This is a genomic window from Kitasatospora sp. NPDC048286 (assembly GCF_043201735.1).
Lineage (GTDB): Bacteria > Actinomycetota > Actinomycetes > Streptomycetales > Streptomycetaceae > Kitasatospora.
Map to the genome: position 1 here is coordinate 14,639 of NZ_JBICZE010000025.1, position 26,758 is coordinate 41,396.

A 26,758-nucleotide genomic window follows, 5' to 3' on the forward strand; every position below is an offset into this window, starting at 1 on the left:
CCGGCGTGGCCGGGTGGCCTGGCGGTGTCACCGCTCCTGGCGGTGTCACGGCTCCTGGCGGGCGCGTTCGGTGATGTTGCGGGCCATTCCTCCGAACACCACCGTGTGGAACGGCGCGACCGACCACCAGTAGGCGTGGCCGGCCAGGCCGTGTGGGTGGAAGAGCGCCCGCTGGCGATAGCGCGTGCGGTGCTCACCGTCCGGTGTGACGGACAGTTCGAGCCAGGCCAGGCCGGGCAGCCGCATCTCGGCGCGCAGCCGGAGCAGCCGGCCCGGCTGGATCTCCTCGACCCGCCAGAAGTCGAGGGAGTCGCCGACCCGCAGCCGGGCGGGGTCGCGCCGGCCCCGGCGCAGGCCGACGCCGCCGGCCAGCCGGTCGAGCCAGCCGCGCAGGGCCCAGGCGAGCGGAAAGGAGTACCACCCGTTGTCGCCGCCGATGCCTTCGATCACCCGCCAGACGGCCGCGGGTGACGCGGTCACGGTGCGTTCCCGGAGGTCCTGGTAGAGGCTGCCGCCGGCCCAGTCGGGGTCGGTGGGCAGCGGGTCGCTGGGGGCGCCGGGCAGGGAGGCCGAGGACCAGCGGGTGACGACGTCGGCGTCCTTGATCCGGCGCAGGGCGAGGGCCACGGCCTGGTCGAAACCGGTCAGGCCCTCCGGCGGGTCGGGCACCCACCGGGCGATGTCGTGTTCGCCGCAGACGACCTCGTGGCGCAGGGACTCGACGAGCGGACGGGCGATGGAGTTCGGCACCGGGGTCACGAGGCCGACCCAGTGGCTGGAGAGGCGGGGGGTGAGGACCGGCACGGGGACGATGAGCCGCCGTCGCAGTCCGGCGATCCGAGCGTAGCGGTGCATCATCTGCGCGTACGTCAGGACGTCGGGGCCGCCGATGTCGAAGGTGCGGTTCACTCCGGGTGGCAGACCGGCGGCGCCGGCCAGGTAACGCAGGACGTCCCGGACGGCGATCGGCTGGATCCGGGTGGAGACCCACCGCGGCGTGACCATCGCGGGCAGGCGTTCGGTGAGGTGGCGGAGCATCTCGAACGAGGCGCTGCCGGAGCCGATGATCACGGCCGCACGCAGTTCGGCCGTGGACACACCGCTGCCGCGCAGGATCCGACCGACCTCGGCGCGGGACCGCAGATGGGGCGAGAGGTCCGCTTCGGGCACCCCGGCGGGGACGAGACCGCCCAGGTAGACGATCCGGGTGACGCCCGCGGCCGCGGCGGCGGCTCCGAACGCACGGGCCGCCGCCCGGTCGGTGGCTTCGAAGGCCGGTCCGGTGCCGAGGGAGTGCACCAGGTAGTAGGCCACGTCGACGCCGTCGAAAGCCGCTGCGAGGGTCTCGGGCCGGCTCACGTCGCCGGGGGCGATGTCGACGTCCGCCCGCCACGGCTGGTCCCGCAGCCGGGCGGGGTTGCGCACCAGGCAGCGGACGCGGTGTCCCCGGGCGAGCAGCTCGGGCACCAGGCGGCCGCCGATGTAGCCGCTCGCACCGGTCACCAGGCAGTGCCTCGCTGCGGCCCGCTCTGTGTCCATCTCGACTCCTCGTCCGAAGGCCGGCCCGGCCCGCCGGGTCCTGCGGTGGACCGGAGCAGCGGGATCAGGATCACGCATCCTCGTCGGAGCCCGCGACCCGGTTGGCACCGTCGAAGCGTGCCGCGGCGGGCTTCGAGGACTCGGCGGCCAAGGCCACGGCGTGGCGTGGCCGGTCCTGGTGCCTTCCAGCGCCGGGCACGGGCGTTTCGGCGGGCCGCGGATCATCGGCAGCCGCCCGTGCCCGGCACCACCGCCGCGGTCAGCCCGCCGCCCCGGTTGCCGCCCGTGCCCGGAGGGCATCGACGGCGAGGCGGGCGGTGGTTCCGATGGCGGCGTCGGCGGCGGGCAGCGTGATGGCGGTGGAGGCGGCGCGGGTGAAGACGGCGAGCGCGTAGCGGCCGCCGTCGGGGTACTCGACGACACCGACCTCGTGGCGCAGCGTGGGGAGGGTGCCGGTCTTGCCGTGGACGCGGACGTCGTCGTAGGGGAAGCCGGAGGCCAGGCGGTGCGGCCAGACCTGGAGGCCGAGGAGGCGTCGCAGGGCGGCGCCGTGGTCGCCGGGGCAGGCGTCGCCGTGCCAGAGGGCGGCGAGCAGGGTGGTCATGTCGCGGGGGGTGCTGTGGTTGGTGAAGGCGGGGTCGAGGACCCTGAGGCGGGCGACGACCGCGGGGTCGACCGGGGAGTCCGGACCGGTGTCCTCGGCGAGGGCGGCGATGAGGTCGCGGAGCTTGTGGACGGCGACGGTGCGGCTCAGGCCGAGGTCGGCCATGGTGCGGTTGACGGTGTCGAGGCCGATCTCGTCCCACAGGGTGTCGGCGGCGGTGTTGTCGCTGACGGCCGCGGTGAGGTAGGCGAGGTCGCGCAGGGAGAGGCGGGCCGGGTCGAGCATGGCGCCGAGGCCGGTCCTCCCGGGGGTGCGGCCGGCTGCGGGCACGTCGACCTGCCGGGTCAGGTCGATCCGTCCGGCGGCGGCCTCGCGGTACAGCGTCACGAGCAGGCAGACCTTGTGGACGCTGGCGGTGCTGACGGCGGTGTCCGCGCCGAGGGCGATCTCGGCGCCGGTGTCGAGGTCGCGCGCGTGCAGCCAGCCGGTGACGCCCGCGTCGGCGAAGGCCGCGGCGATGCGGGTGCGCGCGGCCCGGCTGTGCGGGGTCCGGTCGGCTCGGGTCCGGTCAGCCGCCGTACGGTCGGCTGCGGTGCGGTCGCTGGTCACAGCGGGAACTCCATTGCGGGCCGGGGGTAGAGCGGGCGGTTGGGCGGCTGGGGCAGCAGGCCGCCGGGTCCGGTCAGCGCCTCGTGGGCGGCCTGGGCGAACAGCCGGACGGCGGGCCCGCCCCGCCCGGCCGGCCAGGCCGTGGAGGTCCGCCAGGCCAGCGGGGTGCCGGTGAGCGGACGCCAGACCGTACCCGGTGGTGGTGTGGTGCGCGGCACCAGGGCGATGGCGCTGCCGGTCAGCACGAGCGCGCCCGCGACGTCCGGTCCCGGCGGATCGACGACGGCCTCGGGGGTGCAGCCGTGCCTGGTCAGCGTGGTGAGGACCTCGTCGTACAGGGCCGGGGCCGCGGCGCGTGGGAAGAGGACCAGCCGCAGGCCGGTCAGTTCGGCCACCGCGAGCTCCGGGCGGTCGGCGTACGGACCGCGGGCGGCGAGCAGGACACCGAGCGGTTGGTGCAGGACGGGCCCGAAGGCCAGTCCGTCGGCCGGGCAGGGGTGACGGACGACGGCGACGTCGACGGTGTGCTGGGCGAGTTCGCGCACCACGGTCGCGACCGGCAGTTCCCGCAGTTCGAGCCGGGTGCCCGGGGAGGCGGTCTCGAAGCCGGTGAGCAGCGCGGCCAGGGCGGCCGGCCCGAGTTCGGGCGGGACGGCCGCACGCAGGGTGCCGGCCCGTCCGCTGCGCAGGTCGGCGGCGGTGGCGAGGAGGCGGGCGGCGCTGTCCAGCGTCTCCTCGGCCTCGGCGAGCAGCAACCGGCCCGCCGGGGTGAGGTCGACGCCGCGCGGGCCGCGGTCGAACAGGGTCACACCGAGTTCGCGTTCGAGGCGCTGGATCCGCTGGGAGAGCGAGGGCTGGGCGATCCGCAGGCGCTCGGCGGCGCGGCCGAAGTGCCGTTCCTCGGCGACGGCGCGGAAGTGGCGGAGGTGCCCCAGCAGGTCCATGGCCAGTAATCATAGGTGTTTTCTTATCGTCCGCTTCACGATTGCGGTCTTGGACTGGGAGGTCGGCGGCCTGTTTAGCTGAGCGCGACGGCGCGACCGCAACCCTGACCGCGACCGAGACCGCACGAACCAGCTGGGAGACCACCGATGACGCACGCCCTCCACCGCCCCCGCACCGCGCTGCCCGCGGTGGCCCTGCTCGTGGCCGCGCTGGTCGGCGGGTGCGGGCGGGCGGGCAGCGCCTCGACGGCGTCGGCCCCCGGCGCGACGGTGGCGAGCGCGGCGGCCCCAGGCGCAGCGGCCCCGGGCGCGTCGGCCGCGAGCGCGCCCGCGACCGGCTCGGCGGACGCCTCCTTCGCGGCACTGGAGCAGCAGTTCGGCGCCCGGCTCGGCGTGTTCGCGGTGGACACCGGCAGCGGCCGGGAGGTCATCCACCGGGCCGACGAGCGGTTCGCGTTCGCGTCCACGATCAAGTCGCTCGCTGCCGGGGCCCTGCTGCGGAAGGCATCCGACGCGGACCTGGACAAGGTCGTCCCCTACCGCCAGGAGGACGTGCTGGCGTGGGCACCGGTCACCTCGCAGCACGTGGCGACCGGCATGAAGCTGCGCGACCTGGCCGCCGCCTCCATCCAGTACAGCGACAACACCGCGGCCAACCTCGTCATCGCCGAGCTCGGCGGCCCGGCCGCCGTCCAGCGGTCCCTGCGCGACCTGGGCGACTCGACCACCAACGTCGACCGCACCGAACCCACCCTCAACGAGGCGACCCCGGGCGACACCCGCGACACCAGCACGCCGCGCGTCCTCGCCGCCGACCTGCGCCGCTACGTGCTCGGCGACGCCCTCCCGGAGGACCGGCGCGGGCTGCTGACGGACTGGCTGGTCGGCAACACGACCGGCGGCCCGTACGTCCGCGCGGGGGTGCCCACCGACTGGAGGATCGGCGACAAGACCGGCAACGCGGGCTACGGCACCCGCAACGACGTCGCCGTGGCGTGGCCGTCGGGCGGGCGCAGCCCGATCGTGATCGTCGTCCTGTCCGACCGCGGCAAGGCGGGCGCCACCTCCGACGACGCCCTGATCGCCCAGGCGACGAAGACCGTGGTCAGCGCCCTCGGCTGACCCTCCCCGACCGACCAGGAGCCCCGACCGCGATGATCCGCCCCACCCGCCGGGCCGCCACGGAAGCCGACTTCACCCGGCGCCGCCTCGCCCAGCTCGCCGTCCTCGGTCTCACCGACGAAGCCCCGCCGGCCGCCCCGCCGGGCCCGGCCTCGGCCGCCACGCCCGCTCCCCCGAAGACACCCACGCCCGCTCCACCGAAAGCACCGCCCGCCGCCCGCGCGCACTACGACCGCGCCCGCCGCCTCGCCGCCGACGACCCCGTGCTGCGGGCCCTGGTGACAGCGCTGGCACCCGGCTCCGGTACTCCCCCGCTGCCGCTGCCCGTGCCCGAGCCCGTCAAGCTGTTCGACAACCTCGTGCTACTGAGCGCGGGCCGGGTCTCGGCGACGGCGGTGCTGACGGACGACGGCATCGTGCTGATCGACGCACTCACCTCACCCTCCGACACCGAGGACGTGATCATCCCCGGGCTGCGGGCGGTCGGCGCCGACCCGGCGGCGATCCGGCACGTCGTCGTGACCCACGGCCACGCGGACCACTTCGGTGGCGCACAGGCCCTCGCCGACCGCTACGGCGCCCGCGTGCACATGTCCCCGGCCGACTGGGACCTGCTCACCCGCACCCGCCCCTGCGACGCCCCCGTCCGCGACCTCGACATCACGGACGGCGCCCAGCTCACCCTCGGCGGTACGACGATCGAGCTGCACCACACCCCGGGCCACACCCCCGGCACCGTCTCCCCGGTCATCCCGGTCCGGGCGGGACGCCGGCACCACAGCGCGATGCTGTGGGGCGGCCTCAACCCGCCCTCCACGGTGCCGGAACTGCGCACCTACCTCGCCTCCGTCCACTCCTTCCGGGCCGTCATGCGCCGCACGAACGTGGAGGTCGAGCTCGCCAACCACCCGAACGACCACGACCTCGAACGAGTCGAACACCTGCGGCACCAACCGCCCGGCGCCGCGAACCCCTTCCTCCTCGGCGGCCCCCGCACGCAGCGGTACACGGCCGTCATGGACGCGATGCTGCGCGGCCGCATCGCCGAAGCGGAAGCGGCGGAAGCGGCCGGGACAGGAGCCGGCCCCCGCGTCCCCGCTCCGGGTCGGCCCGCGCGTGACGCCCGCACCGGCGTCGGGCCGTCCGTGACCGAAGCATGAGGTGTCTCGTTGTGGGGGCATGAAACTGGATGACCGGTGACCGAGCGTCCCTCTCGTGCCAGGGGCGCGGCTCGCCGTGTCCGCCGGCCGGCGGCGCGCGCCGGGGCCGCCCGCGGTACCGACGACACCGCGGCCGCCCCCGAACCCGCGGCCAAGCCGCCGGACGACCGGAGCAGGGCGTTCCTGGAGAAGGCCGCCTACGTCGTGGCCCCGGGATCGGTCGTCGTGGGCCTGCTGTACTACATCGGCAGGACCTACACGACGTCGTACTACGGCCACCTCGGCGTCCCGACGAGCGACCTGGAGCTGTCGCGTGAGAGCTACCTGACCGTCAGCCCCACCGCCCTGTTCCTCCCGCTCTGGGCGCTGCTGTGGTGCGCGCTCCTCGTCCTGGCGTTCTTCGCCCTGGTCGAACACTGGCTGGCGCGTCCGCGGGAAAAGCCGCTGCGGCAACGAGCCGCTGTCGCGTTCGGACTCGCCGGCGGCCTGCTGCTCCTCACGGGATTCCTCGTCTTCACCCAGCCACCCTGGTGGCTCGACAGCGTCCTGTCACTTCTGAAGGCCGGCTGGCCGCGCACGGTCATTCCTCCGCTGGTGGTGGCGCTCGGCGCCGCGCTGGCGCTGTTCTCACTGCGCCTCTACCGGGCCGGCCTCCGGGAGCGGGGCAATCCGCTGGCCGGCGGGCGGATCCCGCTGCTCGCCGGCGCGGTGCTCATCGGGCTGCTGACGATGAGCCTGTTCTTCTCCCTGGCGCACTACGCGGACGAAGCCGGGGACGGCCAGGCCATTCGCGACTCGGAAGCCGGATTCGCGGGACGGGTCAGCGTCCTGATCTACTCCCGTTCCCTCATCACCCACGATGCCAGCGGCATCGACTTCAGGGACCTCGGCGATTCGGGCGGGCCGTACCGCTACCAGTACCGGGGGTTCATGCTGCTCGCCAAGTCCAGCGCCCGCTACTACCTCGTCTCGTACGACCGCCGCCAGCCCGAGGACGTGACCGTGATCCTGCGGGACGACGACGACATCCGCATCGAGACGCTCGGCTGACGCCTCAGCTCCCCGTTGCTCCGGCCGAGGGCGACGTGGCCCGGGGCGACGTAACCGGGGGCGACGCGGCCGAGGGCGACGCGGCCGAGGATGTGGTCTCGGGCGTGGGCGAGTTCCCCGAAGGTGACAGTGAAGGTGACGGTGAAGGTGCGCCCGGCTCCAGCCCCTCACCGACCAGCTCGACGCGGTAGACCGCGTCGGTCACCGAGGTGTAGACGGTGAGTTCGGCGCTCTGCGTGCCGACGGTCGCCGGAAGGAACGCGACCGTCAGAGTGCAGGTGTCCCCGGAGTGAAGAGTCCTTCCGGTACACGGGTTGTCGACCACCGAGAAGCTTCCTGCCGACAGATGCACGGCCCCGATCGTCGTGCCGGCTGCGGAGGCGGCGACAGCGTCGGTGCCGCTTTCGGGGGTGCTGGGACGTCCGGCGAGCACCACGGGTTCGGTGGTCTGCCCGCCGAGCTGCGTGGCCGGGAGTTGCGCCTTGGTCACCGCCGGGGCGGCCTTGCTGCCGGGAAAGAGCGTGGCGATCGCGTTCGGACTCGGATTCGAGCCGGACGACGCTGTCGGCGCGGGCGTCTCCGCGGTCGACCCTGTCGACGCGGGCGTCGTGCCGGAGGACGAGCCACCGCCACACCCCGTTGCCAGCGCCAGCAGCACAACCGGCGCGGCCACCCGAACCAGCCGCCCCACACCAACATTCCGTCCGGCAGTCACGATCGCCTCCGCGTCCGCGAGAAAAAAGTCGTGGCCGAACCCTTGCGTACTGGCGCGTCAGGACGGCCTCAGCTCGCTTCCACGCCACGAGTCGTCACTCGTACGAGCGGCGAGGGGGACCCGTTCGGAGTCGCCGGGCATCGGGAGCGACCGACGGCGCGCGTGTGTAGGGTGCGCTGTCATGGGCGGCGATTGGCGGGACGACAGGATCGGCAGTGCCCTGGGAGGCGTGAACCCCACTGTGCTCCGGCGGCTCGACGCCGGCTTCGCGGTGATCGGTGACGTGCAGTTCCTGCCCGGGTACTCGGTTCTCCTGGTGGACGAGCCCAATGTGCGGCGCCTGTCCGATCTTCCCCGGGGCAAGCGGATGGCCTTCCTGGCGGACATGGACCGGCTGGGTGAGGCCGTGGAGCGGGCCTGCCGGCGTCTGGACCCGGAGTTCCGGCGCGTGAACCTGGAGATCCTCGGAAACACCGACGACTTCCTCCACGCACATGTCTGGCCCCGGTTCGAGTGGGAGAGCCCGGATCTCGTCGGCCACCCGGTGTGGCGGTATCCCGCGGAGAACTGGCACGATCCCGCGAGCGCGCTCGGACCGGAGCATGACGCCTTGCGCAAGGCGATCGGCCACGAACTCGATGTGCTGTCCGCGCCGGACGCCGGGGCGGCCGGCGCGGGCTGAGACACGTCGGGGAGGGGCGGCCTGACGGTCGACGGAGGACAGCCTCCTCGCCCGGTCCCGTCACAGCCCCGGGATCCCGGCCCTCCGCGCGTGCAGCTCGGAACGGACGAGTTCGAGGAGACGGCCCGCCCAGTTGCGCCCTTGGCCGGCGTTGTCGCCCCAGAAGGCCGACTGCATGTCGTCGTAGATCACCGTGGCGTCGTCCGTCGCCAACAGGATCTCGGCCAGCTCGGGGTGCTGGTCGTACTTGGCCCGCAGCAGCCGCGTCATGACGGCGGTCCGGGCCTGCTCCCAGCCCTCGCGGCGGGGCGCCTCGGCCGCGAGCTTGCGCGCCGCAGTGGCGGTTTCGGCCGTCGCGATCGCGCTACGGACCTCGGGTTCGACGACCGACAGGGCCCAGTAGGCGTGGGCGACGGAGGGGTAGCTGACCTCTCCCACCGTGATCGGGGCGGGGTAGTCGTTGCGCAGGCCGAGCTTGCCGGGATCGTCCACCGGCTTGTTCGGGTACGAGTGGTAGAGCTGGACCGCCGGGGCGTGCGACGCCACCGGTCCGTCCGCGGGGACGCGCTCGGACCGCTCGGCCCTCCAGCGGGCCCGCTCCTCGAAGTACGCGAGGGCGCTGTCGTAGTCCTTCTGCGTGACCGTTCCGTCGAACGGCAGGTAGGTCCGGGCTCCGGGCCCGGCCACCAGGATCCGCAGCGGCCGGTCCTTGCTGTCCATGTCGCCCAGCGCGTAGCGGCGCTGCGACTCCGGGACGGCCAGGAAGGCGGCCCGGGCCACGGCCCGGTTCTCCTCGGTCCGGTCGGCGAGGAACACGTCGACGGCGGCCAGGCAACGGCCGGTCGAGTCGGGCCGGCCGTTCAACTGGTCGATGGTGTCGCGGACTTCGGCGACCAGCAGGTCAGGTGTGAGCCAGCTCTCCGGCTCGCTGAACTTCCAGTGCGCCAGGTCGTGCGCGGACGCCTCCCCGCCCTCCGGGAAGGTGGTCGCCACCCAGCCGGTGCGCAGCTTCTCCTCGAACTCCTCGACGGTGACCAGTTCCCAGCAGTCGACGATCCCGTCGGCGTAGATGAAGAGGTCGGTGAGGAAGTAGTGGCCGCCGTTGCGGATGAAGGCGTGCCGCCAGGTCCCGGGTATGCGGACGCCGTCCGCGGTGCGATGGGTGATCCGGTTGCCGATCATCCTGGGATTGTGTCGCAGTGGCCGCCATGGAGTCCGTGTATTTTCCTCCGGGCCCGGTGGTCACCTTCGGGGAACCGGGCCGTGGTGGTCGCCCGGCCCCGGCGGTCGAGCCGCCGGGGCCGGGAGTACGTCACGCGGGAGGAGCCCCGTCGCAGGTGGTGGCCGTACGTCGGGCGGGCCGGCCGGCGGTCACTCCCGGTGGATGACGGCCGCGAGGGCGCGCTCGCGGACGTCCGCCGAGGGGTGGCCGCGCAGTTCGCGCAGCAGGGCCCGCCATTCCCGGGGCCAGCCGAGGCGGTCCCCGAACGCCTCGGTCAGCGCCGTTGCGAACAGTCCGGCGGCCGGGTCGGTGTCGTCGCGGCGGGCGGTGTGCGCCAGCGCGTCGAGTGTCCCGGGCGGCGGCAGCGGGCCGGAGGCGTGTTCCCGCAGCAGCGTGAGCGCGGTGAGCGCGGCGGCCGCCGGGCGGCCCCGGTGGGCGTCGGCGAGGGCGCCGAGCGCGTCTGCCAGTGCCTGGGGGCCGGCCGCCGGGTCCACCAGGCGGCGCAGCGCGGCCGCTCGGACGCCGGCCAGGTCGGGTTCGGCCGCGAGCAGGTCGGCGGTGCCGGCGAGCAGTGGCCGGTAGTGGTCGTCGGAGGGGAGGTCGGCGAGGTGGCTGAGCCTCCGGCGGGCCGGGAGGTCCCGGTCGTCGGCGGCGTGGAGGTCGTCCGTCCGTGTGGCGGCGGCGAGTTCGGTGAGGGTGCGGTGCAGCAGGCTGCCGGGGGCGGCGCCGCCGAGCGGGTGCGGCAGGCCGGAGGCGGCGAGCGCGCGGACGGCGCCCGCGGCCTGCTGCCAGCCGCCGCGGTTCGCCGGGTCGGTGACGGCCCGTCGGGCCACGTCGGCGGTCTCCGGGGCCCAGACGGCCCACCGCGGCAGCGCGGCGAGGGCCGGTGCCGCGACCTCCGGGTCGGCCGCGGCGGCGACGGAGGCCACCAGGCGGGCGTAGCGGGCGCGGTGGGCCTCGGGCAGGTGCGCCGGGTCGGCCCGCAGGACGGCGCGGCGCACGGGCGGCGGGGCCTGTTCGGCGGCTTCGGCGAGCAGGTCCCAGACCGGTTCGGCGTCCAGCAGGCCGGCCGCGAAGGCGACCGCCGCGGCGCGTACGTCGTGGTGCTGGCCCTCGACGCGGCAGGCGGCCACCAGCAGGTCTGCGGCGGTCCGCGGCGGCAGGTGCTCGGCGGCCAGCCGCACCGCCTCCTTGCGGCTGGTCACCTTGCTGCCGTGGGTTCCGGACAGCAGGGCGCCGAGTTGCTCGGCGAGCTCGTGCGGCGGGGCGAACCGGGCGGCCCGGGTGGCCGCGTACACCGCGACCCGGGCGCGGTCGCCGCCCGCGTGGGCGAGCAGGTCGCGCAGCGCGTCGGCGGGCCGGTCCGTCCAGACCAGTGCGGCGAGCGCCGCCTCGGCGAGCACCACCTCGGCGGAGTCCAGCTGGGCGCGGACGACCGCCTCGCCGTACTCGGGTATCGCGGCGGCGGCGCGGACGGCCGCGGCCCGTGCGTGCAGCGGCAGGGTCGGGTCGCCGGCCGCCGCGGCGGCGAGCCGGGCGGTGGCCCGCCACTGGCGCGGGGTCCAGCGGCTCGCCGACCAGGTGGGGGGCAGGACCGCCCGCTGCGGGTGCTTCAGGAACCTCCCGTACGGCGGTTCGGGGGCGAGGAGCGGGTCGAGGAGGTCGGTGCGCTGTTCGACCAGCACCTCGCACACCGGCGACAGGACGGCGGCGGAGGGCTCGAGTTCGAGGATCTCGGCGACCCGGGCGCCGCGGGTGCGCGGGTCGTCCAGCCACAGGCCGGCGGCCTTCGTGAACGCGGCGTCCGACCCGAACTGGAGGGCGTGCAGGAGGAGTTCCTGCAGCTCGGGGATGCCCCGGGCGCGGCGGCCGAGCGAGCGGGTCAGGGTGAACAGCAGCCAGTACTCCGCGGTGTCGGCCATGGTGTCCAGCCACGGCCGCAGGGTCGCGAACACGGAGTGTTCCTGGCCCCGCCGCAGCCGGTGCTCCAGTGGGCCGAGTTCGACCGTGCCGCTCTGCCCGGCGATCCGCCGCAGGCTCCGCAGCGCCCAGTCGACCAGTTCGGCCCCGTCGGCGAGGGCGTGCTCGCGCAGCACCTCGGCGACCAGCCGCTGCAGGGCGGCCCGGGTGGCGTACGAGCAGTCGCGGGCGTCGACCGCGTCCTGCACGGCGGCGTCGAGGTGGGGCACCGCCGCCGGGGTCAGCAACCGGGCGGGCACCTGGACCAGTGCGGTCAGCGCCGCGCAGCGCACCGGGTCCTGCTCGTTGCGCAGCCGCGGGAGCAGTGCGAGCGCGTCCTGGACGGCGGCCCGGTCGTCGGAGGCGGCCGCGTTGGCGAGCAGGCCCGTCCAGGCGGCGGCGCGGTCGTCTGCGTCCGGGCGGGACAGAGCCGCCCGCAGCTGCGGCTGGGCCTCCTCGGTGGGCAGGTAGGCCAGGACGGGGGCGATCCGGGCCCAGGGGCGGCCCTCGGCGAGGCGTGCGGCGGCCTGCCGCCGCGCCTCGGCGTGGCGGCGGGCGTGCGGGAACAGCGGTAGCAGAGCGGGCAGTTCGCCCTCCCGCGGCAGGGCGCCGTCGTACACGAGGTCGAGGAACGCGTCGCGCCGGCCCGGCGGAAGGGTGCGCAGCAGGGCGACGAAGCAGCGGGGCGCGGCCAGCCAGTGGCGGCCGAGGGCGGGCAGCGAGGGCGGGTCGGCGCGCACCAGTCGGCGCAGTGTGCCGCTCGTGGGCGGTGCGGTGTACGGCCCGAGCGCGCCGCGCCGCGGGTCGGCGAGGATGCGGACGGTGCGTTCGGCGTCCGCGGCGGCCAGTGCCGGCAGGTGGTGGCGGCGCAGCGGGAGGTCCGGGTCGAACCGCTCCAGGAGGCCGAGGACCCGTTCGGGGCGGGTTCGCGCGGCCGTGCCGAGGACGTCGGCGAGCGCGGGCCACTGACCGAGCCGCAGTGTCTCGGGGCGCTCGGCGAGCGCCTGCTCCAGGTGGTCGAGGACCTCGTCCGGAAAGCGTGCGGCCAGCTGTGCGAGCGGCGCGGCGTGCGCGAGGTCGGGCAGCGCCCGGGCGACGAACGCGGGGCTGCAGGCGGAGAGCAGCCGGGCGGCCTCGGCGTCGCCCCACTCGGCGCGCAGACGGCCCACCAGCCGCTCGGCGAGCCGGTGCCGGCGGCCCTGCCGCACCACCCGGGCCAGCTGCCGGCGCAGGGCGCAGGACGCTCCGGTGAAGGCCGCCTCGATCGCCTCGTCCGGGATGCCGTGGGTGCGGGCGGCGCGCAGGGCGTACCCGCGGACCACCGGGTCGGGGTCGGTCAGCCGCTCGGCGAGGTAGCCGGTGGCACGGCCGGCCGACGCGGCGAGCGCGGCCAGCCGCCGGCCGTACACGCCGGAGCGTTCCAGGTCGGACAGCAGCCCGGGGAGCTCTCCGTCGGAGGCGAGCTGCCGGGCCGTGCGGGCGACGAGCTCTTGGCGCTCCGCGTGGGAGAGCGGGTCGAGGTCGGCGAGGAACTGATCGGCTTCGTGCGGCATGCGGTCAGTGTGGCTGGTCGGGGCTGGTGTCTCCCAATGGATTTCCGCTTCCGTGGTCGGACGTGGCCGCGGGGCCGGTTCGCCCGGCGGCTCGGCAGCTCGACGGCTCGACGGCTCGACGGCTGAACTGCCCGGCGGCTCGACGGCTCGACGGCTGAGCTGCCCGGCGGCTCGACGGGAGCCGACCGGCGGCCCTTGGATAGGGTGCGGGGATGGTCCCCGACGCTCCCCGGCTGCTGCGCGCCGACGCCGCCCGCAACGCTGAGAAGATCATCCGGGCTGCCCGGGAGGTCTTCACCGAACAGGGCCCCGAAGCCCACCTCGACGAGGTGGCGCGCCGGGCCGGTGTCGGGGCCGCCACGCTCTTCCGACGCTTCCCCGACAAGGCCGCGCTCCTACGGGCCGTGCTGGACCAGCGCTTCGGCGAGAACGTCCGGCCCGTCATCCAGGCCGCCGCCCACGACCCCGACCCCGCCGCCGGGCTGGCCCGGGTGCTGGCGGCGGCCCTGGAATCGGTGGCCGGCGACTTCAACGTCCTGACCGCCGCCCGGGCCGCCGGCGTCCTGACCCCGGCGACCGGCGAGGAGTTCTTCGCCGCCCTCGACGACCTGCTGGCGCGCGGTCAGGGCGCGGGCGCGATCCGCGCCGACCTCGTGCCCGACGACCTGCACCGCATCGTCGTCATGCTGGTCTCGGTGCTGTGGACGATCGACCCGGGCGAGGACGGCTGGCGCCGGTACCTGGCCCTGGTCCTCGACGGCCTCTCCCCCGCCGGGGCCCGTCCGCTGCCCTGCCCCGCCCCCGCGCTGCGCCCCCGCACGCCCTGACGCCGAGGCAGGTGCCGGCCGCCCCGCCGGGCGGCCGGCACCGCCGCCGGTCAGCCCGCCGGATGCCACCGGAGCGCCGTGACCGGGCACCTGGCGGCCGCCTCGCGGGCCTGTTCCGCCGCTGGCCCGACGGGCTCGGCGGCCAGTACGACGACCTGCCCGGCCTCGTCCTGGTCGAACACCGACGGCGCGGTCACCGCACACTGCCCCGACGACACGCACCGCGAGGCGTCCGCCGTCACCCGCGCGGCCGGCCGCTCTCGCGGCTGATCCCCGTTCACCACAGGACCGGCACCTCGCCGATGCCGCCCGCCAGCCGTTCGGAGTGGTCGCGCAGGCTGCGCGCGTCCACCGCGAGCCGCAGGCCGGGGAAGCGCCGGAACAGCCCGGTCAGCGCGATCTGCATCTCGGTACGGGCCAGCGCGTTGCCGATGCAGTAGTGGCCGCCGTACCCGAAGGCGAGGTGCGCGTTGGGGGAACGCGACGGGTCGAAGGCGTCCGGCTCCTCGAACGCCCGCCCGTCCCGGTTCGCGGCGTTGATCGACACCAGCACCGCCTCGCCCCGCGCGATCGCCGCCCCGCCGACGGTGACGTCCTCGCGGGCGTAGCGGGTCAGGCCCAGGGCGCCGGGCGCGGCCATCCGCAGGACCTCCTCCACCGTGGCGCGGGCCGACCCGTCGGGGTCGGCGGCGAAGCGGTCGCGGCGGCCGGTGTCGCTGAGCAGGAACAGGACCCCCAGGTCGATCCGGGTCGACGTGGTCTCGTGGCCCGCGAACAGCAGCCCCACCGCCAGGCGGGTCATCTCCTCCTCGGTGAACGAGGGGTCCTGCGCCTGCACGGCCAGGATGTCGCTGATCACGTCCTGCCCCGGGTGCCGGCGCTTCTCCTCGGCGATCGCGGCCACGTACGCCTCGAACTCGGCCATGGCGGCGGCCCCGTCGGCGCCGCCGTACAGCGCGGCGATCCGCTCCGACCAGCCGCGCAGCAGGCCCCGGTCCTCCACCGGCACGCCCAGCAGCTCGCAGATCACCATGACCGGCAGCGGGAACGACAGGTGGTCGTGCAGGTTGACGGGGCGTTGCGGATCCCGGGAACGCTCCTTCTCCATCGTGTCCAGGCAGGATGCGGCGAGTTCCGCGATCCTCTCGCCCATCCGGCGCATCCGCGGCGCGCTGAACGCGGGCGCCAGCATCCGGCGCATCCGCGTGTGCTCGCGGTCCTCCTCCTCGGGCGTGGGGGCGGGGCGGGTGTGCAGCGCCGAGGCGGAGATCCTCGGGGCGCCCTCGACGTCGGGGCGCAGCCGGGAGAACCGGGTGTCGCTCAGGATCTCCCGGGCTTCCTCGTAGCGGGTCACCAGCCAGGCCGGGTCGCCGGCGGGTGTCGTCACCCGCGTGATCGGGCCTTCCTCGCGCAGGCGCGCGAACAGCGGCGCCAGGTCCAGGGCGTTGGGGCGCTCGAAGGGTAACTGCGGTGCGGGGGCGGTCATGGTCTCTCCTCACCGGCCGAAGGGCCACAAGAGCAGCGAACGCTGAGCGGAACCGCTCTCCCCTGCAGGTCCGGGCCAGGACGAGCGACGTGGCGATCCGGCCGACAAGTGAGAGTCAGCTCTCTCTTGGTTGGAGAGTAACACCGTCGGCACGCACAGTCAGCCATCCGGAGGGCGTCGGCGCGCTGCCCGTCGGACTCAGGCCCGGCGGCACCGCGACCGGCGCGCCCACGGGAGCACGTCAGCCTGCGGCGTCGCTCGCGTCGTGGAAGCGCACCGGCAGGCTCGTCAGTCCCCTCAGCATGGCGCTCGGCCGCCGGACGAGGCCTGCCGGGTCGGCGTCGAGGGCGAGGTGCGGGCGACGTTCGATCAGGGTGTGCAGGGCGATGGCGGCTTCGACCCGGGCGAGGGGGGCGCCGAGGCAGTGGTGGATGCCGTGGCCGAACGCGAGGTGGCCGGCGGGCTTGCGGTGGATGTCGAACCTGTCCGGGTCGGGGAAGTGGCGCGGGTCGCGTGAGGCCGCGGCCAGGGAGACGAGGACGCTGTCGCCTGCCGGGATGGTGGTGTCGCCGATCCGTACCGGTTCGGTGGCGTAGCGGAAGGCCGCGGACTCCACCGGGCCGTCGTGCCGGAGGGTCTCCTCGATCGCGCTGTCGACGAGGCCGGGATCGGCGCGCAGGGCGGCGAGCTGCTCGGGGTGGGCGAGCAGGGAGAGGACCGTCCCCGAGATGAGGTTCACGGTGGTCTCGTGCCCCGCGACGAGGAGGAGGAAGGCCATTCCGAGCAGTTCCTCGGCGGAGAGCCCGTCGGCGGTCGGGGTGACGAGCGCGCTGAGCAGGTCCTGGCGCGGGCTGGTCCGGCGTTCCTCGATGAGGGCCGTGAGGTGGCCGGTCATGGCGCCGGCCGCCGCGCCGGCGGCCTGTGGGGAGCTGGGCGCGACCAGTTCGGTGGACCAGGCGTGGAAGTCGGCGCGGTCCGCCGCCGGTACGCCGAGCAGTTCGCAGATGACGGTCATCGGCAGCGGCAGGGCGTAGGAGGCGACGAGGTCGACGGAACCCGCGTCGGGCAGGGCGTCGAGCAGGTTGTCGGCGATCTCCTGAACGCGGGGGCGCAGCGCCCGGATCCGGCCGGCTGTGAACTTGCCGGCGACCAGCTCGCGCAGCCGGGTGTGCTGGGGTGGGTCGCTCTGGAGCATGTTGACCCCGAGGGCGTGGCCGCCGTCGTCGGTCCATGTGGAGGAGTGCCTGATGTCGTTGCTCAGCCGGGGATCGGTGAGGGCGGTGCGGGCCTCGTCACGGGTGACGACGAGCCATGCTTCGCCGGATCCCGGGACGAGTACCCGGTGGACCGGCCCTTTCTCGCGCAGTGCCGCGTAGGCGGGGTACGGGTCGATGGTGACGTCGAGGCCCGCGGGAGACAGTTCCTGAAGCGTCGGAGCCGGCACGTTCTTTCCCCCCTGGAAAACGGGGAGCAATCCCCGGTGATGGCCCGACCCTACCAAACCGGGGATGCTTCCCCACTTCGGCCGTGCCGCCGGGCTCGCCGACCAGGGCGTGGTGCGCTCGGGCGTCCGCCTCCTCTCCGACGCCGCCGTGGAAGTGGCTGTCGGTCACCACATGGAAAGGCAAGCCCCCGGATCCCGTCCTCGGCAGCGGTCGCGGCGAAGCGACGACACTCCCCCGCGGCTGCTCCTGCCGCGCCGGCCGCGGGGACGGTGCGGCAGGAGCAGCGGATACCTAGGAGAGGAACCTCAGAGAGGACACCTTGTCGTTCCAGGAACCGGCGAGGTTTCCGGAGCCCTGCGACCGGATCGACAACTGGCCGCCTCCGTAGTCCGCGTTCTCGTGGAGCACCACCGGCTGGCTGGTGTTGTCGTAGTAGGAACTGGCCTTGTCGTTGAATCCATAGGTGCCCAGCGAGGACACGCTCGAGCGGGTGACCAGGATCTGGGCACTGCCGCCCGCGTTGTAGCCGTCGTTCTCGTAGAGGCAGAACCGGCCCGTCGGACAGCCGCTCCTGCCCTGCCCGGACGTGAGGTAGGTGTCCGCGGCCCGGTCCTGCGACCGCACCGTCGGGGCGGCGTGCGCCGGCACCATCAGCAGTCCGGTTGCCAGGGCCGCCACACCGGCGGCGAGTCGTGCTCGCGTCTTCATGGGGGCTCCTCGAAGCTCGTGGCTCGTACACGGATCGTGCGCAGTGAATATTGCCGCTTCGCCGGCGAACCATGAGCCGATGTCACCTGGACGGCGCAGGCTGCCGGACATCCGTGCGATGCCGCCCCGCACGGACACCGACCCGCCACCTCCCGGGACAGCCCGGCCACAACGACCGACGCGACCGAGGCGCGCCTGGCGCAGGGCCGCGCGACCGAACCCTCCGAGCACATCCTCGACGCACTCGCCCGGATCCGCGCTCCACCCCGTCGATGCCCTGTGCCCCTGTCAGGAGGCCTTCGGCAGCCGGATCACCGCCGAACCGCGCGCCAGGTCCACCCCGGTGCGATTCGGCGGAGCGCCGTCCTCGTCCTCGTCGCGCAGCATCAACGCCGACTGCCGCTCCTTGAGTTCGTGCTGCTTGCCCGCCGAGAAGCTGGCGTGCAACTGCTCGAAGCCGGTCGCGGAGACCTGCCCCTGCCGGGCGCCGGTCCGCCAGGGCAGCAACCCGGCCCGGCCGGCCCGCAACAGCACCTGGTCGACCAGCGCGAGCGCGGTGAGCAGCAGCACCAGCCCCGGCAGCGTCATGAAGATGAGAAGCCCCATCCGGCCAGTATCGTCGGCCGATCCACGGTCGCACAGGGGCCGGCCCGCGCGGCCTCCGGGCGGAGCGGGATCCCGCAGCACGCCCCGCCATCATGACGAACCGTCAATCCAACCTCCCTGTAGGGCCGGGGCGAGGCAGGCTTAGGGTGCGCGGTGTGAACGAACTGATCTTCCGGGGGAAAGACAGGTTCGGCCCCGACGCGGCCGATGTCGCGCTCCTGCTCGTGGTCGTCACGGCCGAACTCCTCGCCGGCCGCATGAAGTTCCACTTCGGCCCCGGCCCCGTGATCCTGCTCGTCGGCGGGACGGTGCTGCTGGTCGCCGCGAGCCGCCTCATCGCCATGCGGTACCTGGTCCGGGTCGACGCCGACGGGGTCACCATCAGCTGGGGGCTCGGCCGTGGCCGCACGCACTCCTGGCAAGAGATCTCCTGGATCGACGCGTCGGAGATCCAGGGCCGCGGCACGACCACACGCGTGGCGCGGATCCACACCACCGACGGCCGGCGCCACTGGCTGTCGACGCTGGTGACCAGCGGCTTCAACCCGTTGGAGGACTTCGACGGCGACTTCCGGCGGGTCGTCGGCTGGTGGAAGCACAGCACCAGTGCGAGCCGGCGCGTCCGGCCGGAGAAGCAGTTCCGGGACCGGATCACCCCCACGAAGTTCGCCGTGGTGGGCACCGTGGTCTTCGCCGTCGTCCTCTTCGTCGTCACCGTGGTGCTGTAGCTGTAGCTGTGGTCGGCTGGACGCGTCGGCCCGGATCCGGCGGCGGGCGTGTGCCGGTATCGGCCTCGGCGGCGGCGGACCCGGCGGTCGTCCAGCCGTGCTCGACACGTGTCCGTCGCCGGCGCCCGAGGATGTCGTTCGAGAGGATGTACCAGTGGCGAGCCTGACCCGGATCTGGACGACGACCCGCACCAACTTCCGCGCGGCCGACCCGGTCGAGCGGTGGACCGCGCGAGCGGCCTGGGCGGTGTTGACCGCGACGGCCTGGCTTGCGGTGATGTTCACGACCGTCTGGGGGGCCATGGTCGCCGGGGTTCCCACCGGCATCGTCGGGTGGCCGGCGATCGTCCTCTCGCTCGCGGTCCCCGCCGTCTCGTTCGTCGCCGTCACCTCCGAACCCGGTGGGCGCCCCGGTGCGCCGGCGTTGACGGTCCTCCTCCTGGCGGCGGCCGCCGTGCTGCTCATCGCCCTCATCTGAGTCGTGACGCAAGGCGACGGCGGTCCGCTTGCACGCCGACCTCGGCGACGGACGACTGGTGTTCACCGCGGGGGCGGCCTGGCTGGTACCGAAGTCGCCGTCGCGGCAGTGCTGTTGGAGGCATCGCACGATTCGGACCGAGGGTGACCCCGGGTCCGGGCGGGCGCGCCGCGCGCCGTAACGGCCGGCGGGCCGCCGTCGGCCGGGGGGCCGGCCACCGAATCCGAACGGGGGGTTACCCCCAGCGAAGACGGCGGTCCTCCCCAGCGCGCCGCGGGCCCGCCGACACGAGGATCGACTCACCGGACGCCGAGGTCATCGGCGTACCGCCTAAGTGAGGAGTGATCGGAACGATGACGGACGACAAGCGGATCGGACGGCGGGGACTGCTGACGGCGGCGGTGGCCACCGCTGCGCTGCTGGTCCCGGTGGCGGCGGTCGCCGCGCCGGTAGACCCCGACGCCACCGGCGCGGCCACGGACCCGGGGACGGTGCAGCGCTCCGCCGTGGTGCGCGCGCTGGAGAGCGTCGCCCGGCCGCTGCGGACGACGGAACCCGGCGGCCGTACCACCGACCTGCGTGCCCTGGGCTCGATGATCGGCGACGCCGAGGTGGTCGGCCTCGGCGAGGCCACCCACGGCTCGCACGAGTTCTTCGCGATGAAGCAGCGGGTGTTCCGCTACCTCGTCGAGGAGAAGGGCTTCACCACCTTTGCCCTGGAGACGAGTTGGAGCAGCGGCCTGCAGATCGACGAGTACGTCCAGGGCGGTCCGGGTGACGCGCGGCAGGTCGTCAAGGACGCCCTGGGCGAAAGCCCGTGGGAGCGTGAGGAGTTCGCCGACCTGATCGCCTGGATGCGGGCCCACAACCGAAGCCACCCGGAGCACCCGGTCCACTTCGTCGGTGACGACCTCGGCCTCCCGAGGCTCGGCGACCGGATGTTCGAGCGGGTCACCTCCTATGTGCGCGGGGCCCGCCCCGACGTCCTCCCGCAGCTCGACGAGCTCTACGCGGGCCTGCGGCCGTTCGACGACGCGTTCGCCTACCTGCAGAAGCCGCCCGCCGAGCGCCGCGACAACGCCGCCAAGGCACAACGGGCGCTCGACCTTGTCACCGCGAGCGGTACCGGCGCCTCCGACGGCGGCGCCCACGCGTGGGCGGTTCAGCACGCCCGGAACATCGCCGAGACCTTCGCCTTCGCCGCCCTGGACCTCGCCGACCCGGCCTCCGTCTCCGCCTCCGAGCAGCTGCGCGACCGGGCCATGGCGGACAACACCGCGTGGTGGCAGCGCCGCACCGGCGGCAAGGTGCTGCTGTCGGCGCACAACGGGCACACCGGCTACCTGGCCACCGACACCTTCCTGTACCCCCGGCCGCAGGGCTCCCAGCTGCGCGACACCTACGGCCGCGGCTACGTGGCCATCGGCTTCACCTTCGACAGCGGCTCCTTCCTCACCAACGACGAGGCGCTGACCCGCGACTGGAAGACCGTCACCGTCCCGGCGGCCACGCCGGACATGAACGAGTACACCCTCGACCAGGTCCGCTACCGGGACTACTACGTCGATCTGCGCACCGCACCCCGGGCGGCCCGCGACTGGCTGGACGTCAGCCGCCCCACCTACGACGCGGGCTCGGTCTACGTCAGCGACCCGATGCCGCGGCTCGCGATCGGCCGGGCCTACGACGTCCTCATCCACCTGAACCAGGTCACCCAGGCACGCAAGCTCTGATCGCGCGCCCATGCCGCCGCCGGGGCAGGCGGCGGGTACGGATCATCGGAGTTCGGCGCGGCGATGAGTTTTTCGGCCCCCGCGGGTCTACAACCTCGACGGGAACGACCGACTCATCGGGAGACAGACATGGGCCTCATCCACATCGAACTGTTCGCGACCCTCGACCTCGTCGGGCAGGCGCCCGGCGGGCCCGACGAGGACCCGGTGGGGTTCCCGTTCGGCGGCTGGCAGGCACCCCTGCTGAGCGAGGTCACCGGGGCGCAGATCCTTTCCGCGTACGAGGGCACGGACGCCCTGCTGCTCGGCCGGCGGACGTACGACATCTTCGCCTCCCACTGGCCGCACCAGAAGGACGGCGAGATCGCCGAACTCTTCAACCGCGTCCCGAAGTACGTGGCCTCCCGCGGCACGCCCGACCTCCCGTGGGCGGGATCCACCCTGCTGGGCCCGGATCTGGCCGCCGCGGTGCGCGAGGTCCGTGACCGGCACGAGCACGTGAAGGTCGTCGGGAGCCTGGACCTGGTGCAGACCCTCCTGCGGGAGAAGCTCTTCGACCGGCTCGACCTGTGGGTGCACCCGATCACGCTCGGCGTCGGGAAGAAGGTGTTCGACGGCGGCGCGGTGCCCACGAACCTCACGCTCCTCGAACCGCCGGTGGCCGCTCCGCAGGGCACCGTCTTCCTGCGCTACGGGCTCGCGGACGGCACGCCCAGGACGGGCGACATGAGCGCCCCCGACCGCGGTCTCGGGCACGACGACGGCCGCTGATCCGCTGACCGCCGTCACCCGGCGGTGAGGAAGTCGTCCTGGTCTCGCACGCGCCCATCGCTGACCCTCCCGCGGTGGGAGGGTGACCGCACCCACCCGCAGGCTGCCGGCAGCGGGCCAGCAGCCCCGCCACCCTGATCCGTGGATGCCGGGGCATGGGACTTCGGCACGACGTCAGCGCGGCGGCGTACGCCGCAGGTTGGATCTCGAGCCCATCCCCGCGCCGTACCTGGCGCGGGTGCGGCGGAACGGAGACTGGAGGCAATTCCGAGGTACCGATTCTGCACAGAGGACTGACATGGTTCTGCGAGACGGACGGACGATTTCCGTGCTGACGGTCGGCGCGGTGACGACCGTGTTGACGGCGCTCACCCCCGTGACGGCGTTCGCGGCGGGCGATCCGCTCCAGCGCTACGCACAGCAGCAACTCCGTTGGGAGCGTTGCGATGTGGACCACCCGGCGACGTTCGAGTGCGCAAAAGTCAAGGTGCCGCTGGACTACCGCGACCCCGGCGGCCGGACGATCGACATCGCGATCTCGCGGGTCAGGGCGGGCAGCGCGAAGCAGCGGCACGGCGTGCTGCTGATCAACCCCGGGGGTCCGGGCGGCCCGGGGCTGACCATGCCCGTCGAGATGGAGCCGCTGCTGCCGGCGGAGGTACGGGACAGGTTCGACCTGATCGGGTTCGACCCGCGCGGAGTCGGGCAGAGCTCGCCGATCGGCTGCGACCTGACGCCCGACCAGCGGACCTTCCAACACCCGTACGCCCCAGGGACGTTCGCGAAGGACGTGGCCTGGGCCCGGACGGTGGCCGACAAGTGCTGGGCCAAGGCGGGGGACGTGCTGCCGCACATCACCACCCGCAACACGGCGCGGGACATGGACGTCGTCCGGGCGGCGCTGGGCGAGCGGAGGATCTCCTACTTCGGGCACTCGTACGGCACCTACCTGGGCGCCGTCTACACGCAGATGTTCCCCCAGCGCTCGGACCGGTTCGTGCTCGACAGCGCGCTCGACCCGGCGCTGGCGTGGCGGGGGACGCTCCGGGAGGCGGCGCCGGGGGCCGAACTGGCCTTCACCCGCTGGACCGAGTGGGCCGCCGCCCGCGACGCCACGTACGGGCTGGGTGCCACCGCGGCGGAGGTCCGCAGGACGTACTGGGACCTGGTCGCCCACGCCGACCGCACGCCCGTCCCGACGGAGAACGGGGCGCTCGACGGAGACGCCATCCGCGCCGGGTACGCCGCGTTCGTCCACGTCGAGGCCGTCACCCCCTGGATCGTCGCGCTGAAGGCCGCCGCCGCGGGCGGGCCCGCCGCACCGGCGGTGCCGTCGGTCGTCCCGACGGACAACACGACCGCCGCCGTCTGGGCCGTCTTCTGCGGCGACTCCCGCAGCTGGCCGCGCGACCCCGAGCAGTACCGCCGGGACGCGGTCCGCGACCGGGCCGCGTACCCGCTGGCCGGAGACCTGGGGGCCAACATCCAGCCGTGCGCGTTCTGGAAGCCGACGGGCGGCGAGCCAGCCACCGTGGTGAACAACGACGTCAATGCGCTCATCGTGCAGAACCAGTGGGACCCGCAGGCGACGCCGGCCATGGCCCAGGGCATGCGGCGGGCACTGCACGGCGCGCGGATGGTCACGGTGGCCGGCGGCGAGGGCCACGGCGTGGTGGTGGCCGGCCCGTCCTGCGCGGACGGCAGCGTCACCCGCTACCTGACGACGGGTCGACTGCCCGCCAAGGACCTGACCTGCGGCGGTTAGGCCGCTTCCGCCGGGCGGCGCGCGTCCCCGCGACCGGGGCCGGGGCGGGGGCGGGGCGCGGGAACCGGTCGGCCGACCGCACGGGCCGGGGCGCTCAGCTCATTCGGAAGACCGGTCCGCGCGGGGTGAACGGCAGCGCGGCGCCGCGCGGGACGAGGAAGGCGTGCTCGCGGCGCAGCCGCAGCACGTCGCACTCGCCGTCGGTGATCACCAGGACGGGTGCCCCGGGCGGGAAGTCCTCGGCCCGTTCCAGCAGGTCGATGCCCGGCTGGAGGACGGTGCCGCCGCGTCCGTGCACCCGCAGGCGCCCGGCGATCTCCTCGACCGGGAGGTACCCGGCGTCTTGCGGGGCGGCGTCGCAGTGCACCACCCGGGCGGCCGGGACGTCCCGGGCGGCCGCGTAGGAGGCGATCGCGCCGAGCGCCTTGCCGAGCAGTGTCCGGTCCATCGAGCCCGAGGTGTCCAGGACGACCCCGAAGGTGCAGCGCGGCACCTCCTCCTCGGGGTGGTGGCGGCCGGCCCGGGGGATGTCCGGGGTGGCGGACTGCCGACGGGCGGGGCGGGCGTAGCTGCGCACCGGTTCCGGCCTCGGCACGAACTCGTCGAACCAGCGGGCCAGTCGGGCGTCCCAGGGCAGCGGCGGGTGGGCGAGCGCACGGATCTCCTCGACCAGCCCGGCCGGCAGCAGGCCGCGTCCGCGCCGGTGCAGTTCGAAGCCCTGCTGGAGGCCGCGCCGGTAGAAGTCGTCGAGGTCCACGTAGTCCCGGGGCGGCCCGAGCGGCTCGCCGAGGACGTCCGGGCGGTTCTTCCCGGCCAGGGTGGCGAGCCGGCGGATCCGGCGCTGGTCGCGGGCGATCCGGTCGTACACCTCCTCGGCCGACAGGCCCTTCAGCCGCGGGTCGTGCAGCAGCCCGTCGGGCATCTCGCCGACACCCATCTCCAGCAGCCAGCCGTTGATGACGTAGTCGGCGGCGACGTTGAACAGGAACGGGTCCCGTCCGCCGCGGCGCTCGCCGTGCCGCAGGGCGGCGTGCAGGATCTCGTGGCCGAGGATGAACCGCCACTCCTCGTCGGTGTGGTGGCGCAGCGGGTTGACGTAGATCTCGGCGGCCTCGGCGTTGACAGCGGCGACGGCGATGTCGTGGGCGCGGGCGAGTTCGGCGTCGGCGACGACGGTGAGGCCGGCCGCGATGCCGCCGAGCAGGGGGTACGAGGAGACGAACCAGTTGAGTGCCCGGTCCCAGGACCGCTCGGGCAGGCGTTCGCCGGTCTCGGCGTCGATCCGGCCGCCGGCCCGGTCCATCGCGGCGGACATGGTGCGGGTGAGCGCGGCCGCGAAGGCCGTCGGCCAGTCCTCGCGGGCCTGGCCGTGGCCGCGCCACTCGACGAGCAGCTGGTCGCGTTCGGCGGTGCCGGCCGTCCCGGCGCTGGTGGGCGGCAGGCCGTCGCGGCGCCAGCGGGCGGCCAGTTCCTCCTCGTCGCCGCCCGGGTACTCCTGCGGGAGGGCGACCGGGGCGCGGCCGACCGGGAAGGTGGCGAGGAAGCGGTTGACCACCGCGCAGCGGGCGGCGGCCAGGTGGGCGTCGGGCTGGGTCCGGGTTCCGCGGGCGCCCGGGAGGTGGCCGAAGCCCAGGTGCAGCAGGCAGTGCGCCAGCACCCAGGCCCACTCCTCGGGTTCGGCCCGGCGGCGCGGATTGACGTGCAGGGTGCCGTTGGAGTCGGCCACCGCCCAGCCGTCCGGCGGGGCGACGGTGCAGTCCTCACTACGGCAGACGTCGGCGCGCAGGGCGGCGAGGGCCGGGTTGCGGCGCAGCACGTGGAGGCCCTCGGCGAAGGCCTCCGCGCCCGGATCCGGCTTCTTCCGCTCGGCCGGGGCGTGCTTCACCGGCGGGCCTCGACCAGGCGGGGCATGTCCCGGGCGGCCTCGATCAGGAACCAGGAGGGCAGCACCGGGTTGCCGTCCTGGCCGTCGGCTATCACCGTCTGGGCGACCTCCACCGAGATCTCGGCCAGCTGCACCAGCAGCGACTTGGCCCGGAAGGCGGTCTGCCGCTGCGCCCCGGAGGCGTGCTCCTTGCGGGCGGGCAGTTCCTTGACGAGCCGGCCGCGGAAAGCGTCGGCCAGGTAGTAGAGCAGGTCGCGGTCCTCCAGCCGGTGCGGCCAACGGGCGTCGCCCTTGAGGATCGCCTCCAGACCGTAGGAGTTGCGGACGATCTTCGCGTAGCCGCAGAAGGCGACCGCGTGCTGTGCGGTGAGCAGCCCGTGGGCGACGACCTTGAGCGTCCCCTCGTCCAGGGTGGGGCCGAAGGAGTGCAGCGCGTCGGAGAGCATGTGCCAGGCCCGCGGCGTGGAGAACGGCTCCTCGGTCTTGGGCGGGGCGGACCACAGGTGGTCGGGTCGGTCGGTGAGGTGGTCGACGATCCAGGGGTGGATGCCGGCCCCGGCCGCCCAGCGCAGCCAGTCCTCGGCGCTGGCCCGGAGATGGACGTGGACCATGCGGTTGACCAGCGCGGATGCCATCGGACGGGCGAGCGCGCCGTCGGTGGCGCGGTTCCCTGCGCCGATCACGATCGAGCCGGGCGGCAGCTCGTACGAGCCGATCCGGCGGTCCAGGATCAGTGAGTAGAAGGCCTTCTGGACGTCCGGCGAGGCCGCGTTGAGTTCGTCCAGGAACAGGCAGTACGGCTCGTCGCGGGCGATCTGCTCGGGCGGGCAGAACCGGGAGCGGCCCTCGGGAGTGAGCTGCGGGACACCGATCAGGTCCTCCGGGGCGAGCTGGGTGCCGACCAGGCTCACGCACTCCAGGCCGAGCGACTCGGCGAACGCCCTGACCAGGGAGGACTTCCCGATCCCGGGGGCGCCCCAGAGGAACACCGGGCGGACGGTGGCCAGGCCGAGCAGCAGCTCGGGGATCTGGGCGGGCGAGACGCTGACTGCTCCCTGCACGGGGCTCCTTCGCGGCGACGGTGCGTGACCGGCCCAGTGTGCGGCGCGCCCTGGCCGGGCGCACCCGGTTTTTCGGCGGGCCGAGTGGCCCGGGGCCGAGCATGAC

The 26,758-nt window shown here is 74.3% G+C and carries 23 protein-coding genes; 10 read left to right on the forward strand and 13 right to left on the reverse strand.

What is annotated here, in order from left to right; genetic code table 11:
• Nucleotides 1-45: 45 nt before the first annotated feature.
• The 3 genes from ACGF13_RS37945 to ACGF13_RS37955 form a co-directional block, all read right to left on the reverse strand.
• Nucleotides 46-1,539: an SDR family oxidoreductase gene (locus tag ACGF13_RS37945; protein ID WP_392883990.1), complete on the reverse strand. Its 1,494-nt coding sequence runs from the start codon at nt 1,537-1,539 to the stop codon at nt 46-48.
• Between the two features lie 259 nt (nt 1,540-1,798).
• Nucleotides 1,799-2,662: a serine hydrolase gene (locus tag ACGF13_RS37950; protein ID WP_392884063.1), complete on the reverse strand. Its 864-nt coding sequence runs from the start codon at nt 2,660-2,662 to the stop codon at nt 1,799-1,801.
• A gap of 86 nt (nt 2,663-2,748) precedes the next feature.
• Nucleotides 2,749-3,696, reverse strand: a complete 948-nt coding sequence (locus ACGF13_RS37955; protein WP_392883992.1) for a LysR family transcriptional regulator — start codon at nt 3,694-3,696, stop codon at nt 2,749-2,751.
• 147 nt (nt 3,697-3,843) lie between these two features.
• Here ACGF13_RS37955 and bla point away from each other — a divergent pair, with 147 nt between their 5' ends.
• From bla to ACGF13_RS37970, 3 genes are read left to right on the forward strand one after another with little or no spacing between them, the layout of a single operon-like run.
• Nucleotides 3,844-4,818: a class A beta-lactamase gene (gene bla / locus ACGF13_RS37960; RefSeq protein WP_392883993.1), complete on the forward strand. Its 975-nt coding sequence runs from the start codon at nt 3,844-3,846 to the stop codon at nt 4,816-4,818.
• Nucleotides 4,819-4,850: 32 nt separating this feature from the next.
• Nucleotides 4,851-5,978: an MBL fold metallo-hydrolase gene (locus ACGF13_RS37965; protein WP_392883994.1), complete on the forward strand. Its 1,128-nt coding sequence runs from the start codon at nt 4,851-4,853 to the stop codon at nt 5,976-5,978.
• 36 nt (nt 5,979-6,014) lie between these two features.
• The gene (locus ACGF13_RS37970) at nt 6,015-7,028 is read left to right on the forward strand and encodes a hypothetical protein (protein ID WP_392883996.1); all 1,014 of its coding nucleotides are present in this window, start codon (nt 6,015-6,017) and stop codon (nt 7,026-7,028) included.
• A gap of 4 nt (nt 7,029-7,032) precedes the next feature.
• Here ACGF13_RS37970 and ACGF13_RS37975 read toward each other — a convergent pair whose 3' ends face one another.
• A complete protein-coding gene (locus ACGF13_RS37975; RefSeq protein ID WP_392883997.1) occupies nt 7,033-7,743 on the reverse strand; it encodes a hypothetical protein in 711 nt (236 codons plus the stop codon).
• A gap of 181 nt (nt 7,744-7,924) precedes the next feature.
• Between ACGF13_RS37975 and ACGF13_RS37980 the strand changes: the two genes are divergently transcribed.
• Nucleotides 7,925-8,425, forward strand: coding sequence for an HIT family protein (locus ACGF13_RS37980; protein WP_392883998.1), 501 nt, complete (start codon nt 7,925-7,927; stop codon nt 8,423-8,425).
• A 60-nt stretch (nt 8,426-8,485) separates the two neighbouring features.
• Here ACGF13_RS37980 and ACGF13_RS37985 read toward each other — a convergent pair whose 3' ends face one another.
• Both ACGF13_RS37985 and ACGF13_RS37990 read right to left on the reverse strand, forming a co-directional pair.
• A complete protein-coding gene (locus ACGF13_RS37985; RefSeq protein WP_392884000.1) occupies nt 8,486-9,607 on the reverse strand; it encodes an NADAR family protein in 1,122 nt (373 codons plus the stop codon).
• Between the two features lie 189 nt (nt 9,608-9,796).
• Nucleotides 9,797-13,159, reverse strand: coding sequence for a hypothetical protein (locus ACGF13_RS37990; protein WP_392884001.1), 3,363 nt, complete (start codon nt 13,157-13,159; stop codon nt 9,797-9,799).
• A gap of 212 nt (nt 13,160-13,371) precedes the next feature.
• Here ACGF13_RS37990 and ACGF13_RS37995 point away from each other — a divergent pair, with 212 nt between their 5' ends.
• A complete protein-coding gene (locus tag ACGF13_RS37995; RefSeq protein ID WP_392884002.1) occupies nt 13,372-13,986 on the forward strand; it encodes a TetR/AcrR family transcriptional regulator in 615 nt (204 codons plus the stop codon).
• Between the two features lie 50 nt (nt 13,987-14,036).
• Here the strand turns inward: ACGF13_RS37995 and ACGF13_RS38000 are convergent, their stop codons facing one another.
• The 5 genes from ACGF13_RS38000 to ACGF13_RS38020 all read right to left on the reverse strand — a co-directional run bounded on the left by ACGF13_RS38000 (nt 14,037) and on the right by ACGF13_RS38020 (nt 18,231).
• Nucleotides 14,037-14,270, reverse strand: coding sequence for a ferredoxin (locus tag ACGF13_RS38000; protein ID WP_392884003.1), 234 nt, complete (start codon nt 14,268-14,270; stop codon nt 14,037-14,039).
• Entirely contained in the window at nt 14,264-15,472 is a 1,209-nt protein-coding gene (locus ACGF13_RS38005; RefSeq protein ID WP_392884005.1) for a cytochrome P450, read from the reverse strand. The genes ACGF13_RS38000 and ACGF13_RS38005 overlap by 7 nt, the downstream gene beginning before the upstream one ends.
• 241 nt (nt 15,473-15,713) lie before the next feature.
• Entirely contained in the window at nt 15,714-16,916 is a 1,203-nt protein-coding gene (locus tag ACGF13_RS38010) for a cytochrome P450 (RefSeq protein WP_392884007.1), read from the reverse strand.
• A gap of 292 nt (nt 16,917-17,208) precedes the next feature.
• Entirely contained in the window at nt 17,209-17,625 is a 417-nt protein-coding gene (locus ACGF13_RS38015) for a peptidase inhibitor family I36 protein (RefSeq protein WP_392884008.1), read from the reverse strand.
• A gap of 288 nt (nt 17,626-17,913) precedes the next feature.
• On the reverse strand, nt 17,914-18,231 hold the full coding sequence (locus ACGF13_RS38020) for a DUF6191 domain-containing protein (RefSeq protein WP_392884009.1): 318 nt from the start codon (nt 18,229-18,231) through the stop codon (nt 17,914-17,916).
• 155 nt (nt 18,232-18,386) lie between these two features.
• Here ACGF13_RS38020 and ACGF13_RS38025 point away from each other — a divergent pair, with 155 nt between their 5' ends.
• The 5 genes from ACGF13_RS38025 (at nt 18,387) to ACGF13_RS38045 (ending at nt 23,706) form a co-directional block, all read left to right on the forward strand.
• A complete protein-coding gene (locus ACGF13_RS38025; RefSeq protein WP_392884011.1) occupies nt 18,387-18,959 on the forward strand; it encodes a hypothetical protein in 573 nt (190 codons plus the stop codon).
• A 154-nt stretch (nt 18,960-19,113) separates the two neighbouring features.
• The gene (locus ACGF13_RS38030) at nt 19,114-19,437 is read left to right on the forward strand and encodes a hypothetical protein (protein WP_392884013.1); all 324 of its coding nucleotides are present in this window, start codon (nt 19,114-19,116) and stop codon (nt 19,435-19,437) included.
• 353 nt (nt 19,438-19,790) lie between these two features.
• Nucleotides 19,791-21,170, forward strand: coding sequence for an erythromycin esterase family protein (locus ACGF13_RS38035; protein ID WP_392884015.1), 1,380 nt, complete (start codon nt 19,791-19,793; stop codon nt 21,168-21,170).
• Between the two features lie 129 nt (nt 21,171-21,299).
• Complete coding sequence (locus ACGF13_RS38040; protein WP_392884016.1) at nt 21,300-21,941, forward strand: dihydrofolate reductase family protein; 642 nt, start codon at nt 21,300-21,302, stop codon at nt 21,939-21,941.
• 346 nt (nt 21,942-22,287) lie between these two features.
• Entirely contained in the window at nt 22,288-23,706 is a 1,419-nt protein-coding gene (locus ACGF13_RS38045; protein WP_392884018.1) for an alpha/beta hydrolase, read from the forward strand.
• A gap of 94 nt (nt 23,707-23,800) precedes the next feature.
• On the opposite strand, the gene ACGF13_RS38050 is transcribed toward ACGF13_RS38045, so the two are convergent.
• A complete protein-coding gene (locus ACGF13_RS38050; protein ID WP_392884019.1) occupies nt 23,801-25,591 on the reverse strand; it encodes a hypothetical protein in 1,791 nt (596 codons plus the stop codon).
• Nucleotides 25,588-26,652: an ATP-binding protein gene (locus tag ACGF13_RS38055; protein WP_392884021.1), complete on the reverse strand. Its 1,065-nt coding sequence runs from the start codon at nt 26,650-26,652 to the stop codon at nt 25,588-25,590. Before ACGF13_RS38055 ends, ACGF13_RS38050 begins: the two co-directional genes overlap by 4 nt.
• Nucleotides 26,653-26,758 lie beyond the last annotated feature (106 nt).

What these genes read in the sequence shown, in the direction of transcription:
- ACGF13_RS37995 (WP_392884002.1), top strand. Translation starts at nt 13,372, where the DNA reads ATGGTCCCCGACGCTCCCCGGCTGCTGCGCGCCGACGCCGCCCGCAAC.
- ACGF13_RS38035 (WP_392884015.1), top strand. Translation starts at nt 19,791, where the DNA reads ATGACGGACGACAAGCGGATCGGACGGCGGGGACTGCTGACGGCGGCG.
- ACGF13_RS37985 (WP_392884000.1), bottom strand. Translation starts at nt 9,607, where the DNA reads ATGATCGGCAACCGGATCACCCATCGCACCGCGGACGGCGTCCGCATA.
- ACGF13_RS37965 (WP_392883994.1), top strand. Translation starts at nt 4,851, where the DNA reads ATGATCCGCCCCACCCGCCGGGCCGCCACGGAAGCCGACTTCACCCGG.
- ACGF13_RS38020 (WP_392884009.1), bottom strand. Translation starts at nt 18,231, where the DNA reads ATGGGGCTTCTCATCTTCATGACGCTGCCGGGGCTGGTGCTGCTGCTC.
- ACGF13_RS37990 (WP_392884001.1), bottom strand. Translation starts at nt 13,159, where the DNA reads ATGCCGCACGAAGCCGATCAGTTCCTCGCCGACCTCGACCCGCTCTCC.
- ACGF13_RS37980 (WP_392883998.1), top strand. Translation starts at nt 7,925, where the DNA reads ATGGGCGGCGATTGGCGGGACGACAGGATCGGCAGTGCCCTGGGAGGC.
- ACGF13_RS37945 (WP_392883990.1), bottom strand. Translation starts at nt 1,539, where the DNA reads ATGGACACAGAGCGGGCCGCAGCGAGGCACTGCCTGGTGACCGGTGCG.
- ACGF13_RS38005 (WP_392884005.1), bottom strand. Translation starts at nt 15,472, where the DNA reads ATGACCGCCCCCGCACCGCAGTTACCCTTCGAGCGCCCCAACGCCCTG.
- ACGF13_RS38040 (WP_392884016.1), top strand. Translation starts at nt 21,300, where the DNA reads ATGGGCCTCATCCACATCGAACTGTTCGCGACCCTCGACCTCGTCGGG.
- ACGF13_RS38015 (WP_392884008.1), bottom strand. Translation starts at nt 17,625, where the DNA reads ATGAAGACGCGAGCACGACTCGCCGCCGGTGTGGCGGCCCTGGCAACC.
- bla (WP_392883993.1), top strand. Translation starts at nt 3,844, where the DNA reads ATGACGCACGCCCTCCACCGCCCCCGCACCGCGCTGCCCGCGGTGGCC.
- ACGF13_RS37955 (WP_392883992.1), bottom strand. Translation starts at nt 3,696, where the DNA reads ATGGACCTGCTGGGGCACCTCCGCCACTTCCGCGCCGTCGCCGAGGAA.